Below are 15,291 nucleotides of genomic sequence, written 5' to 3'. Positions count from 1 at the left end.
CCCAAGGGCCTTTCGGGGGCCCGGGCCCTCGTGGTTCCGCCTGCGGGAGTCCGGTGCCGCCGCCGCTCGCTCTTCCGAGCCGCCGAGCTCGCCGCTAGCCGCGCTCGTAGGCGGAATCCGCGTCCAACGACCCCAGCACGACGGCGCTGTTGAAGCCGCCCGCACCACGGGCGATCACCACGGCGGTGGTCAGCCGTTCCGGCCGCGTCCAGCGGGTGACCAGGCGGATGCCGTACCGCTCGCGGGCGGCCCGCGGATCGCCGCCGCGGGTGGGAGGGACGACCCCGGTGCGCAGCGTGAGGGCGGCGGTCACCGCGTCCAGGGCGCCCGCACCGGAGGCGAGCCGCCCGAAGCCCGCCTTGGGCACCGTCACCGGGACTTCCGTCAGCCGGTCGCCGAAGACCCGGTGGAGCGCCGCCGCCTCGGCCGCGTCCCCGGCCGGATCGCCGGCGCCGTCGGCGAAGACCACGTCCACGTCCCCGGGGGCGCGGCCGGCCTGCTCCAGTGCGGTGGTCACGGCACGGGCCAGCTGGACCCCGCCGGGGGCGGGGGCGGCGTGGTCGTGGGCGTCGTGGGTCGCGGCGTGGCCGAGCAGCTCGGCGTAGCCGCGTGCTCCGCGCTCCGCGGCGTGCGCCTTCTCCTCCAGGACCATCAGGGCGCCGCCCTCCCCGGGGACGAAGCCCGAGGCGTGCGGGCTGAAGGGCAGATAGGCCCGGTCGGGGTCGGTGCCGCGGTGCGCGGTGGGCGGGAGGGACCGGCAGGCGGGCGCGGAGGGCGTCAGGGGCGCCTCGGTGCCGCCGACGATCACGGCCTTGCCGCCGCGCCGCAGCAGCCGCCAGGCGTGTTTGAGCGCGTCCAGGCCTCCCGCGCCGTCCGCGTCGACGACGACGCCGCCGCCGGTCAGGCCGTGCCGGATGGAGATCTGGGCCGCGCCGGCCGCATGGAACCAGGCGATGGACTGGCGGGTGCCGGGCCGCCGCGCCTGCGGGGAACGGATCTCGGCGGAGCGGGTCTCCGGCCCGCCTGACGCGTCGCCGCCGGAGCCGCTGGAGGTGACCACCGACAGGTGGAACGGGGGGTGGTCGGCGGGCCGCAGCGCCGCGTCGGCCAGCGCCATCTCGGCCGCGGCCAGCGCGAACCAGGTCCGGCGGTCGGTCTCGGCGCGGAGCTCGTCGTCGATCCAGCGGGCCGCGTCGAAGCCGGTGACCTGCCCTGCCAGCATCGCCGGAGAGCGGTTCGCGTCCCGTCCCCCGACGGACCGGATGCCGTTGCGCCCTGCGACGGTGGCCCGCCAGTAGGGGCGGGCGCCGACGCCGGTGGGGGCGACGACCCCGAGCCCGCTGAGGACCGCGCGTGTGGTCATGCCCCCGCCTCCCGTTCTTCGTCCGTTTCCAGGGCCGAGAAGACCATCGCCGAGTGGAAACCGCCGAGCCCGCAGGACACCGACAGCGCGTGCCGCACACGCCGCTCACGGGCCAGGACGGGCGTGTAGTCGAGGTCGCACCGCGGGTCAGGGCGCAGCAGGTTGGCGGTCGGCGGGATCACCCCCCGCCGGACGGCGAGGGCGCAGGCGGCCATCTCCAGGGCGCCCGCCGCGCCGAGGCAGTGGCCGATGACGGACTTGACGGAGCTCACCGGGACCTTGCTCGCGTACTCGCCGAGGGCGCGCTTGTACGCGGCGGTCTCGTAGCGGTCGCCCTGCACCGTGCCCGCGCCGTGGGCACTGATCCAGTCGAGCTGCTCGGGGACGATGGCGGCCTCCGACATGGCGGAGATGATCGCCTCGCTCAGGTCGTAGCCGTCGGGGCGCAGACCGGTCATGTGGTAGGCGCCCGTCCGGTTGTCCCAGCCGCGGACCTCGCAGTAGACGGACGCGCCCCGGGCGCGCGCGTGCCCCAGTTCCTCCAGTACGAGCATGGCGCCGCCCTCGCCGAGGACGAAGCCGTCGCGCCGGGCGTCGAAGGGCGCCGGTGTCAGCGCGGGGTCGCCGGTGAAGGCGGTGGTGGCGCCGATCGCGTCGAAGCAGGCCGCCGTGACCGGGGAGATGGGCGCCTCGGCCGCACCCGCCAGCATGACGTCCGCCTCGCCGTCGCTGAGCGTCCGGAAGGCGCAGCCGATCGCGTCGACGCCGGAGGTGCAACCGGTGGAGACCACCGAGGACGGACCGTGCAGACCGTGCCGGAGCGAGAGTTCGGCGGCGGCCGAGGAGGGGTGCGTCGCCCGGTGGACCGACGGCATGGCGTCGTCGGCGGCGGCCTCCGCGTGCCGGCCTGGGCCTGCGCAGGCGGCGGGGGCGACGGCGGCCTCGTCCCGCGGGGCGGCGGTGGCGCCGACGGCGGTGCCGAGGCAGACCCCGACGCGGTCGCCGTCCTCGTCCTGCGTGCGCACCCCGCTGTCCGCGAGCGCCTCGGCCGCGGCGGCGAGCGCGAACTGGGCGAACCGGCTGTTGCGCCGGGTCTCCCGGGGGGTCAACCCGGCCGCGACGGGGTCGAAGTCGACCTCGGCGGCGATCCGCGAACGGTACCGCGAGGGGTCGAAGCGGGTGATCCGGCGGATGGCCGGCCTGCCCCCGACGATCCGCCGCCAGAACGCCTCCCGCCCGATGCCGCCCGCGGCGACGGCTCCCACGCCCGTCACCACCACCCTGCGCGCGGTACGGCCTGCGGTCACCGGTCGACCAGCTCGCGGCCCGGCGCCGGGCCCTCCGCCGCCGGGTCCGCGGCGGCGGCCCGGGCGAGGGCGGCCGCCTGCTCACGGGTCTCGGTGTCGACGTGCCCCAGCTCGGGGCGCGGGGCGAGCGGGGCCAGGAAGAACACGGCGCGGGCCACGGCTCCGGAGGTGTTCACCAGCCGGTGGCGGACCCCGCGCGGGACGAGCAGCGCCTCGTCGGCGGCGACGCTGCGCGGCGAGCCGTCGAGGTCGACCCGCAGCTCGCCCTCCACGACGACCAGTTGCTCCTGCGAGTGCGGGTGGTAGTGCTCGGCGACGGCCTCGCCCGGGCCGACGGTGACCATGCCGCAGAACCCGTCCGTCGTGCCGACCGAGGCGGTGGTCAGCAGGGTGCGGATGTCGCCGCCGCGGCGGGTGTCCGCGGGGGTGTCCAGGGTGCCGACGGGACGGATCCTGCGGGACTCCAGCCGGTCCTTGATCAACTGCAGCTGGACGCGGGAGTTGTTGTTGATGCGCTGCCGCATGCCCTCGTCGTCCACGGGCGCGTCCACCTTCATCCGGAAGTCCTGCAGCCACCGCATGCGGGTGCTCTCCGGACCGAGCTCCTCGTACTGCCAGTAGATGTTCATGAACTCGAACGGGCCGGTCTCCAGGCGCCGGGCCCGCACGGTGCGGGTGGACGGGTCGGCGGTGCGCTCGGACACCCACGACCAGACGCGGCCCTTCTCGTCGGGGTGCATCGTGAGGCGGAAGCGGGTGGTGTCGCCCTCCTGGGAGATGATCTCGGCCTGGGCGTACTCGCTGAAGAGGGTGGGCCAGCCGGCGACGTCGTTGGTCCGCAGCCACACGTACCGCAGGGGTGCGTCGATGACGATCTCGTTCTCGGTGTGCATCGTCATCGGCTCGGCACCTCCGCGGCTCGGGCGCCGAGCTGACGTTCCGTCACTGGTTTCATGGGGGGACTACCTCCAACCGAGCGGGCCGAATAATCACACAATCGGTCCCCGTGGCGACGGAACGTGTCACGCCCTCCCCGCCCGCTCCACCCGGACGGGGGCACACTTCGCGAGGCCTCCGCAGCGGGGATCAAAGGCCGTTGTCCGGGGCCTCGTCCCCGGGCGCGACCCGCCCCTCCGGCCCGGGAGTCCGGGGCCCGGATCGCCTCGGGCTCAGGCGTCCGCGGGGACCGGCGTCCGCGGGGACAGGGCGCCCGAGGGCTCAGGCGTCCGCGGGCCCGCCCTCGCGGTGCGTCCCGCCGCCCCCCGCCGCGATCAGCCGCTCCAACCGGTCGAAGCGGGCGTGCAGGAGTTCCGCCTCCTCCCCCGCCCACCGCTCCCCGCGCGCCGCCTCGTCGCGCAGCGCCCGCGCCAGGCGGCGCTGCCGCTGCTGCTCGCGGCCGACGAACCAGGTCGCGAGGGCGGCGGTGACCATCCCGTACGTCGTGATCCCGACGAACATCAGCGCGCACGCGACGACCCGGCCCCAGGGCGTGACCGGGTAGAAGTCCCCGTAGCCGACGGTCGTGGCCGTCTCCGCCGACCACCACAGCGCGCGCGGATAGGTCGTCAGGTTCGCCGAGGGTGCGCCGCGCTCGACGGCGACGACCGCGTAGGAGCCCATCAGCATGGCGGCGAGCAGCACCAGCGTCGCCCATCCCACCGCCTGGAAGTGCAGCGAGCGGCCGCCGCGGACGAACAGCGCCTGCAGCACCCTGGACACGACGGCGGGCACGGTCATGCCCCCATGCTGCGGTCCGGCGCGAAGACGGTGCGCGGGCTTCTGCGCCGATCGGGTGCCCCCGCGCCGCCGACCTCAGGCGCGGTGGTGGGGGGCCTCCGTGCCGTCCACGTGGGTGCCGGGCACCACCGGGGCGTGCGCGGGCGGGAGGTCCTCAGCAGCGTGCTCTTCACGGTCCCGGCCGTCCTCGCCGCGCGGGGCGGCGTGGCGGGCAGGTCCGCCGGTCCGGGCCGGGGAGCGGTGCGGCCAGAGGGATGTCTTCCTGTGCTTTCCGGTCATAACGGGCACGTACCCGCGCCGCGCGCCCGTCACCCGCCGGCCTTCCCCCTGCGCCTCGTCGCCACAGCCGCCGCAACCGTCCACCGTCACGCGGCAGTGAGCGCGACCGCGGCCTCCGCCGTGTGCACCAGGAAGGTGAGGGTCTCCTGGAAGTACAGCCGCACGCTCGTGTCGTCGTGCGACAGGTAGCCGATGGACACGTCATCCCCGATGCGCAGCTCGAAGTCCCCGCCCCGGGTGGAGAGCAGGAACGCGCCGTCGATGGCGGGCGCCCACACGATCTCCCCGTCCAGGAGCCGGGCCAGGTGGGCGTGGATCGGGTAGCCGTAGTGGGAGGTCTCGTTGACGGCCGTGTACGCGTCGGCGCTCAGCGCGAGCGTGTAGGGGCCGCCGACGCCCGCGAGGCGGAGCGCGGAGACGGCCTGGCTGACGGCGTCGGGGTAGTCGCGCACGTCCTCGGGCAGGCGCAGCGGCGGGTTCGAGGCGCTCGCGCGGATGCCCGCGATGCCGGCCGCCGCGTACCCCTCGAAGACCGCCCGGTCCTCCGTGAAGGCGATGCGCCGCGCGGCGTCCTTCACCGGCTGCCAGTCCGCGTCCTGGGCGCCGCGCTCCACGAGGTCCACCTCGCCGCGGTCGACCGTGAAGGGCACGCGCAACTCGACGAGCGGCTGCGCGCGGCGCACGCGGGCGAGGACGTCCTCGTGAGGCGCCTCGACCGGGTCGAGGTGGCCGGTGTTGACCCCGGCGAGCTCGGGGCCCGCGGCCTCGGGCACATCGACGATCCGGCGGGCCGCGACATGGCGCTTGAAGGTGCGCCGCGCCTCCTCCTCCAGGTCGTCCCAGGCGGCCTCGGAGATCGGCGCGAGTTCCCGGTGCAGATTGTTCATGATGTGACGGTCTTCCTCAGGTCGCCGATGCCCAGCGACTTCGCGGCCGGGACGGCCGCGACGGCGGGGGGATCGGGAAGGTCGTCCAGGAAGTCGGCGGAGGGAACGAAGAACAGCGTGCCGGTCACGGCCCGGGAGAAGTCCAGGATCCGGTCGTGGCTCGCCTGCCCGTCACCGAGGAACATGTTCCGCAGCATCCGCTCGGTGACCTCGGGGGTCCGGGCGTAGCCGATGAAGTACGTCCCGAACTCGGCGGTGCCCACCCGGCCGAAGGGCATGTTGTCCCGGAGGATCTGCCGCTCGGTGCCGTCCGGTTCGACGATCGTGGTCAGGGCGACATGGGAGTCGGCCGGCTTCACGTCGTCGTCCATCTCGACGTTGTCCAGCTTGCTGCGGCCGATCACCCGCTCCTGCGCCTCCACCGGCAGGGCGTTCCAGGCGTCGAGGTCGTGCAGGTACTTCTGCACGATCACATAGCTGCCGCAACGGAAGTCGGGGTCCTCGTCGCCGACGAGGACCGCGTCGGTCGCCTCCTGGCCCTCCGGGTTCTCGGTGCCGTCGACGAACCCGAGCAGGTCGCGGATGTCGCGGTACTTGAAGCCGTGCACCTCGTCACGGACCGTGACATGGCCGCGCAGCCGGTCCATCACCAGGGAGGCCAGGGCGAAGCACAGGTCCTGCCGGGCGGCCCGGATGTGGAAGAGCAGATCGCCCGGGGTGGCGGGGGCCTGATGGCGGGGGCCGGTCAACTCCGCGAAGGGACGCAGTTCGGCGGGGCGGGGCGCGGCGAAGAGGCGGCCCCACACGTTCGAGCCCACCCCCGCGACGCAACTGAGCCGCCCCTCCGGCGTGCCGAAGCCGACCGAGCGCTGCAGACCGGACAGGTCCTCCAGCAGATCCCGTACGACGGTCTCCCCGCCGGGGTCGACCGTCACCACCAGGAAGATCGCGGACGTGGTGAGCGGGCTCAGCACCGGCTGCGGCAGCGGTTGCGCCATCACCGCCCTCCTTCGTGTCGGGGCGCGCCGGCCCGGGCGGACACGCACAAGTCTGCTCCCGGGTCCGGCCGGGTGCATCCTGACCAGGAGCGGCACGGACCTGGGAAGGCGGACGGCCATGAGCGGTATCCCGGAGGAGGACCAGGAGCGTCTGCTGACCGTGCTGCTCCTGGTCCTCACCGTCCTCAGCGGACTGGTGGACGCCGTGAGCATCCTCAGCCTCGGCCACGTCTTCGTGGCGAACATGACGGGCAACCTGGTCTTCGTCAGCCTCGGCCTGGCCGGGGCGGCCCGGTTCTCCGTCGTCATCTCCCTCGTGGCCCTCGGCGGCTTCACCTTGGGCATCGTCTTCTGCCGGACGGTGCTGACACGGCTGAGCCCCCTCCTCGTGCTGGTGAGCGCCGCCACCCTGTGCCAGACCGTGCTGCTCGCCTCGGCCACGGCGCTGCACGCCCTGGACGGATCGCGCAGCGGCCTGGTGCTGATTTGCGCGGTGGCGATGGGCATCCAGAACGCCATGGCCGGACGCGTCGGCCTCGCCGGGCTGACCACGACGGTGATGACCCGCACCCTGGTCGGGCTGATCGGCGACACCTTCACCGTGGCGCACGACCGGCGGGTGGCCGCACGCCAGGCCCTGAGCGTGGCCGCCCTGGTGACCGGCGCCGTAACCGGGGGCGTCCTGGTCCTGCACGTCGCACCGCCGGTCGCCCTCGGCGCGGCCACCGCGTGCTCGCTGGTGGTGGCCGGGGCTGCGACCGTGGCCGCCCGGCGGTGAACCCGTCCGGGGTCTGCCGGCCCGCTCCCGTACCCCAGGTCAGAAGCGGACCGGCAGGGCGAGCAGGCCGCGGCTGCGCATCGAGGGGCGCCACCGCAGCTCGGCGGGGTCCGCGTCGAGGGCGAGCCGGGGGAAGCGGGGCAGCAGTTCGCGGAGCGCGACCTCGGTCTCCAGTCGGGCCAGGGGCGCCCCGAGGCAGTAGTGGATGCCGTGCCCGAGGCCGAGGTGCCCGGTGTCGGAGCGGTCGAGGTCGAGCCGGTCGGGCTCGGGGAAGCGGGCGGGGTCGCGGTTGGCGGCGGCCAGTGACAGCAGCACCGTCTCGCCGGCGGGGATGGTGACGCCGCCAAGGCGTACGTCCTCCAGCGGGAAGCGCCGGATGGCCAGCGGCGCCGGACCGTCCCAGCGCGTCAGTTCCTCGACCGCCGCAGCCGTCCGGTCCGGCTCGGCCCGCAGGGCGGCCAACTGCCCGGGGTGCGTCAGCAGCGCCAGGACGGCGTTGCCGATGAGGTGCACCGTGTTCTCGTAACCGGCGAACAGGACGAGGAAGGTCAGCGACATCAGTTCGTCCTCGCTGAGCCGGTCGCCGTCGTCGCGGGCGGCGATCATCGCGGAGAGCAGGTCGTCCCCGGGGCGGGCGCGCTTGTGCTCGATGAGCTGCCCGAAGTACGCGAGCATGGCGGCGGTCGCCTCCTTCGCCGCGGAGGGACGCGCCGGGTCCGGGGCGACCAGGGCGTCCGTCCAGCCCCGGAAGTCGTGGCGGTCGTCCGGGACGACCCCGAGCAGATCGCAGATCACCCGGATCGGCAGGGGCGCGGCATAGGCGGCGATCAGGTCCGCGCGGCCCTCGGGGGCGACGGCGTCGAGGAGTTCGGCGGCGGTTCGGCGGACCGGCTCACGCAGGTCCGCGACCCGGCGCGGGGTGAAGGCCTGGGACACCAGTCGCCGGATGCGCAAGTGGTCCGGCGGGTTAAGGTGCTCGATCACCTGGTCGGCCTCGTCCGGGGATGGTCGAGTTCGGCCGCAAAAAACGCGCTCGCGGCTTTGAGGATCTCGCTCGCCCACCTCAACTCCGCTACTTCTTTGCGGAGTTGCTTCAGTTCCTCGTGGTCGGCGGTGGTCAGCCTGTCGTCGCGCTCACCGGCGTCTGCCTCGGCCTGGCGGACCCAGGAGCGCAAGGCCTCCTTGTGGATGCCGAGGTCACGGGCGACATGCGCAACGGGACGACCGGTCGAGCGGACCTCACGCACGGCGCGCTCGCGCAGTTCGTCGGGGTACTTACGGGGTGCTGGCACTGCTGATAGTTCTCCTTTACGCCTGGACCGTAACAATCCCAGACTTCAGGGACTCCAACGAAGATCAGTGCAGCTCACCCTGTACGTTCGCCCACCGAGAAGGTGCACTTGTTATCGCAGCCGATACGATCTAGACACTCGCAGCGTTGCAGTTCAGGGGCACCTTTTCCTCATACGACCTCAGGTCGGCATACTCGGCTGAACACCCGAGGTCGGACCCCGAGCTGGTAACGCGTGTGGCCAGCTGTCCAGGAGTCGCCAGTCTGTCCCCGCGAGGGCTGGCGTCATGTGAATAAAGAGGGCGTGGTGAGCGATGAGCCCACTCAGCACAGGTACCAGTGAAGGGCAGGAATGTTTTCCGCTGGTGGAGGACCTGGCGCGGCACCTGGACGGGGCGGCGCTTGATGCTGCGGTGCTGAGGGCGCAACAGTTGCTGGCCGAGGTGTATCCGCGCCTGCTTGCTCAGGCGATCCATGCGCCTGGACCCACTGCTGAGGCGAGCAGCCCACTCACTACGGATAGTGCGTCCGCCGTCGAGCCGGTAGAACCCGCGGCGAGCAAGCCGGCTGTCGGAACGATTCTGCACGAGGATTTGGACGGCGACGCCTGGCCTGGCAGGGATTTTGGAATCCGCGAGGAACGTGCGGGTCGCGCCGTCCCAGATCTCAGTGATGGCGGACCACAGATCGGGCTACGCGTTCAGCGCGCCGCGCACAGACCGGTAAAACCACCGATGGCTTTCCTCGACGCACCTAGTTCCATCGCGGACCAGGCAGGGTCATCTGCTGAAGGGGTGGCGCCTGGAGAGTACGGCGACGTGGCCTTGACTCCGCTGCCCAGCCTTACTCCCTCCAGTTTGCGGAGAATATCCGGAAATAAATTGATCACCGACTGGCTGAAAGTCTCCACCATGCCGCGGACGCGCCGGTCGGCGGCTTTTAGGCAGATCGATGAAGCGGTACATAACCTCTCCTCCGACCCTAGCCGTGAAACTCTTCTGCTTGCGCGAACGGCAATATCGAATTGGAAAGAGAGCAAAGTCGACGGAAGTGCCAGATGGGAAATCGTAGAAGATCTTCGGCAGTTCATCCAGGATGAAATCGATGAGAATTCAATAACTGCACCCATGTCTCGGGGGAGCCTGTCGCGAGATCAGCGACGGAGGGCCGCTCCATGGGAGTCGGATTCGCCTCAGAGGTGGTGGGTGGCTTCCGCTTACGATATGGACACATCCATTCTCCAAAGATATCTCCGAACAGTACCGTCCGCCGCGCGGGAGGTGCCGAACATCTCACTCCTCCTTCATGCCAAAGCGGAGGCTCCCATCCCCTCCGTTCGTTTTGCGAGTGGAGAGGTGGGGCACGGGTGGGTTGAGTTCGTTCTGCCCGGTGGGGAGAGGGAGGCCCTCGGCTTCTGGCCGGCAGCCGAGGCGCTGGGTGAGAATGTCTCGGCCCTGACGGTCATCAAGGGAACGGCAGGGGCCGTCATCAAGGATTGGAGTATGCCCAGGCAGACCATCGCGACCAAAATAAGCGCGGCAGATATGGAAAGGTCCCTGGATTATATTCGAGACCATATTCACAACAGGTATGTACTTGCCGGGCCCTCTGCTTACAATTGCGTAACATTTGCTCGCGGCGTCTACCATGCGGCGACTGGCCGAAGGTTTCCGGGTTGGGCTGACGTTCCCAATGTGTTGGCAGATGCCATAGCCAAATCCAACCGAAGGGGCTTCGAGCGGGACCAGGTCCAGTCATCATCCGGTCAAGATGACGGAGGCGGGTCCCGCCGTGCACTGATCACGCAAAACCTCGTCACCACCAGCTCATCCGGGCCTCACGATCTCGCCGAAGAGACGGTCAGCGACAACCCCTTCATGCGGGGCACCGCAGAAGGGAACCTGCTGGAGGATGTCGATTCGACACTGAGAGGTGACCTGGCGGGTTCCACCTTTGGCGTGGACACCGACAGAGACCGTGGTGCTCCAGTAGTAGACGACGCAGGAACCACAGAGTTTGCTGCTCAAAATGACTCCTTCGCGAGCGTTCAAGATCAGCTGAATCCGGGGCCGAGGCGGTACCAGTGGAAACCGGTCGTGCCCTTCGCCGAGGAGACCGTCGCGATAGCGACGGGCCGCCCCGGGGTGGGGCTCCCGCTGGAGGTGATCCGTTACCCGGCACGGTTCGTCGCGCAGGAGATCGCGGGCATGGACAGGGATGTGGCGGAAACCCTTCAGGCCACGGCGGACAGCCCGACCCTGGAAGCGGCGGTCACCACCGCGACCCGACGGGCCGCCGAGGCGATCCGGCAGAAAATCGCCCACACCCCAGGCTGGGGCATGGAGAACATTGACATCCTGGTGACCACCCCCGCCGAAGGACTCGTCGTCTGGATGATGATCGCCCAACGGCTCGCCAACACCCTCGACCACAGGGTCAGGATCTCCATCGGAAGCGAGAAGGGAGAACCCATAGAGATCTGTCCGCAGTAAACCGCCGTTCTCGTTCGACGTTGCCGTTCGACCTCGACAGGGGTGTCCGTCGTTCGGCTCTGTCGCACATTCGGTGTGGTGACGGAGAGTTGTGAGGGTCGTTGATTTTCATGTGATGAATGTCAACGAGCTTGTGCAGATGGTGTTTTCGGGTCTGTCTCCGCTGGTCGTGGAGGATGTGGCCGACGAGGGTGAGCGGATTGTGGTGCGGGCCCGGACGCCGCTGGACACTGCGGTCTGCCAGGTGTGCGGGGCCTCGTCGGGACGGGTGCACGGCTATCACTGGCGGACGGTCGCCGACGTTCCGGTCGACGGGCGACGGGTGGTGGTCCGTGTACGGGTTCGGCGTCTGGTGTGCCCCACGCGAGGCTGCCGCCACACCTTCCGTGAACAGGTGCCCGGCGTGCTGGAGCGATACCAGCGACGCACCACTCGTCTGACCAAGCAGGTCAAGGCCGTGGCCAAAGAGTTAGAGGTCGTCTCATTTGGCGAGCTTCCAAGAGCCGGGCACCGGCGGACGGCCGGGAACGTCGGCACGTCACCCGTCGGTAGCCGCCACGACTCACAACCGTTTCGGCGTGACGGCCGGGCTTCGCGCCGCGTGCGGCTGTCCGAACGACCCGGCAGGGCAAGGACGGATCACGGCGACGACCCGGGGCGCCGCCGCACCACGCCGAGCCGTCAGCCGAAGACCTCGGGGTATCGGCGGATCAGCTCAGGGACGCCTGAGGCCGGGCGGCCCAGGATCTCCCTGATGTCGTCGGTCACGCGGTCGTAGCGGTTCGCCGCGTGGAGGCGCGCCATGGTGGCGATGTGCTGCCGTACGTGGTCGGGGAGTCCCAGGGCGTCCAGCTCCCGGATCCACTGCTCGTACGGTACGTCCACGTAGCGCACCGTCCGCCCCAGCGCCTCGCTGAACTCGGCGGCGATCGCGGCCATGTCGCGCGACTTCGCCCCCGTCAGTTCATGGACGCGGCCGATGTGCGGCGCCGGGTCCGCCAGCACCGTCGCGACGACCTCGGCGACGTCCCAGGCGGCGACGGGCGAGGTCCGTCCCCCGCCGAAGGGCAGGCGGATCGTGCCGTCGCGGGCGATCGAGCGGAAGCCGATCCCGAGGAAGAGCGGGTTCTCCATGAAGACCGTCGGCCGGATGTGGCACACCGGGACCCCGGACCAGTCGAAGACCTGCTCCGCCAGCCACTGCTGCCACTGCTGCTTCGACTCGCCCGTGCTGGTGAGGTCCATCTCGGAGACCGTCATCTGCGACATGTCGACCAGGACGTCAAGGCCGCCGAGGGCGCGGGCCACGGCGGCCGCCGTCGCGGCGGCCTGCAGGTACTGCGCCGACACGCCCATGCCGAAGTACATCCGGCCGCATCCCTCCAGGGCCCGGACGACGTCCGCGCTCCTGGTCAGGTCGCCGGCGAAGACCTCCGCGCCGGTGGCCCGCAGCAGCGCCGCCCGCTCGTCCTCCCGGCGGACGAAGGCCCGTACGGAAAAGCCGCGTTCCCTCAGCAGCGAGACGGTGGTGTGCCCGACCGCTCCCACGCTCCCGGCGGCGCCGGTCACGAGGATCAGGGGGCTGCCGGAGGTCATCACGCCGTACCGCCGGTTCCGGCAGGACGGCGACTCGCCCGGCACCGCACCGCGACGCCCGCCGTCGGGCAGGGGACGGCTCCCTCGGCGGGAGCGGCGGGCGTTCCTGCGGCGAACGTCGGGGCCGGAGCCATGGGGTCCACCTCTGGTCGAGTGGATCGGACCGGTCGTGGCCGGCGCTCCCGAGGCACCGGGCACACGACGGTGCCTACGAGGGAGCGCGGATCACCGGCCCCCTGGAGAGGGGCGGGATGGCCGGGGCCCGAGGCGCCCGTCTCACGGATGCCGGGCCGTCATCAACAGACCCAGCACATCACAATCACCCGGATGGCGCATCCGGAGCGGACCCCGTCCGAGGCCCCGGTCGGGGTCCTCCCTCAGGAGACACGTCCCGCGGCCGCGGGGGCGCGGAAAGGCGACGGCGGTGCCGCGGAGGCGCGGCGCCCGGCCGGTGCAGAACCGGCGGCGGCGTGGCCGGCGTGTCCGGTTGCGGGTCACCGCGCCGCGCGCGGATGCCGAACGGCCCCCGTGGACAACGGACTGAGGACCGATCAGCCCGTACGGCGCGGCAGTGGCGGCGCCGCCCCCGGCCCCGCCGGTTTCCGTGCCGGCGCGACCCGCCCCGCCCCCGCGGAGCGGCCGAAGAGGAAGGGCGGGATCAGACGGCTACGGGTCAGCCCGCGTTGATCTTGCCGATCTGCACGGTGCCGGCGCCGGCAGCGGTGCCGTCGGCGTTGAGCAGCCGCACCTCGCCGAAGAGCCGTCGTCCCTCGGGAGCCGGCGCCGCGACCAGGAGCTTCGCCGTGACGTTCGCGGAGGCGCCGTTGGCCAGCGGAACGACCGCCCCCTCGTCGACGGACACCGAGCCGAGCATCGCCGCGTAGTAGACGTCGCGGTAGGCGTACTCCGTGGTGCCGGCCGGGACCGAGTAGCCGTCCACCACGACGGTGTACGTACCGGCCGCCGGGTTCGGGATGCTCACTGCCTCCTCCGAGTCGCCGTCCGCGGACTGGGCGACCACCTCGTCGCCGAGGAGCACGGTCAGGTCGAGGTCGGCGGAGATGTCGGAGGTGCCGCCGATGGCGACGTCCAGGTGGGACGCGCCCTGGGGGACGACGACCGTGCTGATGACGCTCTCACCCTGGGCGATCGTCTTGCGCGACGCCGCCACGGAGCCGAGCGCGCCGCCCTGGAGCTTGCCCTGGATCGGGGCGTAGCCGTTGGTGACCCTCCAGGAGAGCGGCGCGGCGGTGCCGACCGTGACCTCGTCGACGGTCAGGGGCTCGGGAGCGAAGGAGACGCCGAGCGCGGTCGCGGTCACCTTGTACGGGTTGTCCAGCACCGGCGAGGTACGACGCGCCTCGACCTCGATCTCCCACACGCCCGGGATGGGGTCGGCGTAGGAGCGCACGTCGGGACGGCACGTGTTGGCGGGGTTGTAGTGCGGGTAGCACAGGTTCGAGGCCGTGTCGTCGGCCGGGACACCCCACGGGTTGATCGCGATGAAGCGGGTCTGGCTGTCGGTGGCCAGGCCGTCCATCGTGATCTCGAGCGTCTTGGCGCCCTCGGGGACGGTCACGAAGTAGGACCGCGTGCCGTTGCGCTGCACCGAGCCGGAGGCCTTGACCGCGTACGACGGCTTGACCTGCGGCAGGGCGACGACCACGGTGTTGAGGATCTGCTGGTCGACACCGGGCGTCGCCGGGTCGTCGACCGTCAGGATCGCGCTGTGCAGACCGGTCGAGCCGGGCTTGGCCGTGACGCGCACGGTCACCGGCTTGTTCAGCGGCAGCGACACCGGGCCGTGGTCGGCGAAGCGGAACGTGCCGTCGCCGTTGACCCACTTCAGGTCGTGCCGGACGGAGCGGTTCGGGCCGGAGGTGCGGGTGATGGTGACGTCGTACGTCTTGGTCTGACCGGCCTTCAGGCCGCCCTCGCGATCGTAGATGCCGGTACCGAAGCCCGGGGTCTCCAGGTCCTGCGCGAGGGCCGTGGAGACCGGGGCCTTGACGGTGTAGCCGTGGGCGGTGGCGCCGTCCTTGATCAGGCGCCAGGCGTCCACGATGTCGATCAGGCCGGAGCCCTGCGCGTACGCAGGGACGTCCTTGATCGTGTGCGCCGAGCTGGTGAGCGCGGTGCGCAGGGTCAGCGGGCTCAGCGGGATGCGGGCCTGCTTGGCCGCGGACAGCAGCAGCGCGGAGGCGCCGGCCGCCTGCGGGGAGGCCATCGAGGTGCCCTGCAGCATGGCGTAGCCGGGGGGAAGGCTGTAGCCGGCCTCGGAAACCGCTCCGCCCGGCTCCCAGGTCGGGATGGTGTTGATGGAGGCGCCCGGCGCGGAGATGAGCGGCGCGAAGCCGCCGTCCTCACGCGGGCCGCGCGAGGAGAAGGGCATGATGTCGTACGCCTTGGTCACCTGCGAGCCGTAGTTGGCCGCCCACGTCTCCTTGGAGATGGTGGCGCCGACGCTCAGGACCTTGTCGGCCAGGCCGGGGTCGCCGATGGTGTTGGCGCCGGGGCCGCTGTTGCCGGCCGCAATGACCAGTTGCACGCCGTACTCGTCGAT

11 protein-coding genes and 2 pseudogenes are annotated in these 15,291 nt (G+C 71.5%); 3 read left to right on the top strand and 10 right to left on the bottom strand.

Translation table 11 applies throughout. The annotated features are described in order from the left end of the window. Nucleotides 1–94 precede the first annotated feature (94 nt). The 6 genes from ACRWND_RS28365 to ACRWND_RS28340 form a co-directional block, all read right to left on the bottom strand. Entirely contained in the window at nucleotides 95–1,363 is a 1,269-nt protein-coding gene (locus ACRWND_RS28365) for a beta-ketoacyl synthase N-terminal-like domain-containing protein (RefSeq protein WP_431954397.1), read from the bottom strand. Further along, complete coding sequence (locus ACRWND_RS28360) at nucleotides 1,360–2,670, bottom strand: beta-ketoacyl-[acyl-carrier-protein] synthase family protein (protein ID WP_431954395.1); 1,311 nt, start codon at nucleotides 2,668–2,670, stop codon at nucleotides 1,360–1,362. The genes ACRWND_RS28365 and ACRWND_RS28360 overlap by 4 nt, the downstream gene beginning before the upstream one ends. Beyond that, the gene (locus ACRWND_RS28355; protein ID WP_431954393.1) at nucleotides 2,667–3,569 is read right to left on the bottom strand and encodes a cupin domain-containing protein; all 903 of its coding nucleotides are present in this window, start codon (nucleotides 3,567–3,569) and stop codon (nucleotides 2,667–2,669) included. Before ACRWND_RS28355 ends, ACRWND_RS28360 begins: the two co-directional genes overlap by 4 nt. 319 nt (nucleotides 3,570–3,888) lie before the next feature. Further along, nucleotides 3,889–4,407: a potassium channel family protein gene (locus ACRWND_RS28350; RefSeq protein WP_431954391.1), complete on the bottom strand. Its 519-nt coding sequence runs from the start codon at nucleotides 4,405–4,407 to the stop codon at nucleotides 3,889–3,891. A gap of 365 nt (nucleotides 4,408–4,772) precedes the next feature. Beyond that, the gene (locus tag ACRWND_RS28345; protein ID WP_431954389.1) at nucleotides 4,773–5,573 is read right to left on the bottom strand and encodes a family 1 encapsulin nanocompartment shell protein; all 801 of its coding nucleotides are present in this window, start codon (nucleotides 5,571–5,573) and stop codon (nucleotides 4,773–4,775) included. Next, nucleotides 5,570–6,571, bottom strand: coding sequence for a Dyp-type peroxidase (locus tag ACRWND_RS28340; RefSeq protein ID WP_431954387.1), 1,002 nt, complete (start codon nucleotides 6,569–6,571; stop codon nucleotides 5,570–5,572). The genes ACRWND_RS28345 and ACRWND_RS28340 overlap by 4 nt, the downstream gene beginning before the upstream one ends. A gap of 118 nt (nucleotides 6,572–6,689) precedes the next feature. Here ACRWND_RS28340 and ACRWND_RS28335 point away from each other — a divergent pair, with 118 nt between their 5' ends. Beyond that, on the top strand, nucleotides 6,690–7,349 hold the full coding sequence (locus ACRWND_RS28335; RefSeq protein WP_431954385.1) for a YoaK family protein: 660 nt from the start codon (nucleotides 6,690–6,692) through the stop codon (nucleotides 7,347–7,349). A gap of 39 nt (nucleotides 7,350–7,388) precedes the next feature. On the opposite strand, the gene ACRWND_RS28330 is transcribed toward ACRWND_RS28335, so the two are convergent. After that, nucleotides 7,389–8,333, bottom strand: a complete 945-nt coding sequence (locus ACRWND_RS28330) for a cytochrome P450 family protein (RefSeq protein ID WP_431954383.1) — start codon at nucleotides 8,331–8,333, stop codon at nucleotides 7,389–7,391. A gap of 17 nt (nucleotides 8,334–8,350) precedes the next feature. Then, nucleotides 8,351–8,641, bottom strand: a pseudogene (locus ACRWND_RS28325) (transposase); the annotation flags it as partial. A gap of 313 nt (nucleotides 8,642–8,954) precedes the next feature. Here ACRWND_RS28325 and ACRWND_RS28320 point away from each other — a divergent pair. Further along, nucleotides 8,955–11,132, top strand: a complete 2,178-nt coding sequence (locus ACRWND_RS28320; protein ID WP_431954381.1) for a hypothetical protein — start codon at nucleotides 8,955–8,957, stop codon at nucleotides 11,130–11,132. A 115-nt stretch (nucleotides 11,133–11,247) separates the two neighbouring features. Continuing rightward, nucleotides 11,248–11,604 (top strand): annotated as a pseudogene (locus ACRWND_RS28315) (transposase family protein); the annotation flags it as partial. A gap of 209 nt (nucleotides 11,605–11,813) precedes the next feature. Here the strand turns inward: ACRWND_RS28315 and ACRWND_RS28310 are convergent. Next, nucleotides 11,814–12,728 carry an NAD(P)H-binding protein gene (locus tag ACRWND_RS28310; protein ID WP_431954379.1) on the bottom strand — a complete coding sequence of 305 codons (915 nt, stop codon included), beginning with the start codon at nucleotides 12,726–12,728 and terminating at the stop codon, nucleotides 11,814–11,816. A 673-nt stretch (nucleotides 12,729–13,401) separates the two neighbouring features. Next, nucleotides 13,402–15,291, bottom strand: a 1,890-nt coding sequence (locus tag ACRWND_RS28305) for a S8 family serine peptidase (RefSeq protein ID WP_431954377.1), incomplete at its 5' end; no start/stop codon positions are given.

It is taken from the genome of Actinacidiphila sp. bgisy167 (assembly GCF_965342175.1).
Taxonomy (GTDB): domain Bacteria; phylum Actinomycetota; class Actinomycetes; order Streptomycetales; family Streptomycetaceae; genus Actinacidiphila.
The sequence above is the reverse complement of the archived record's forward strand: the minus strand, read 5'-3'. Positions and strand labels throughout refer to the sequence as shown.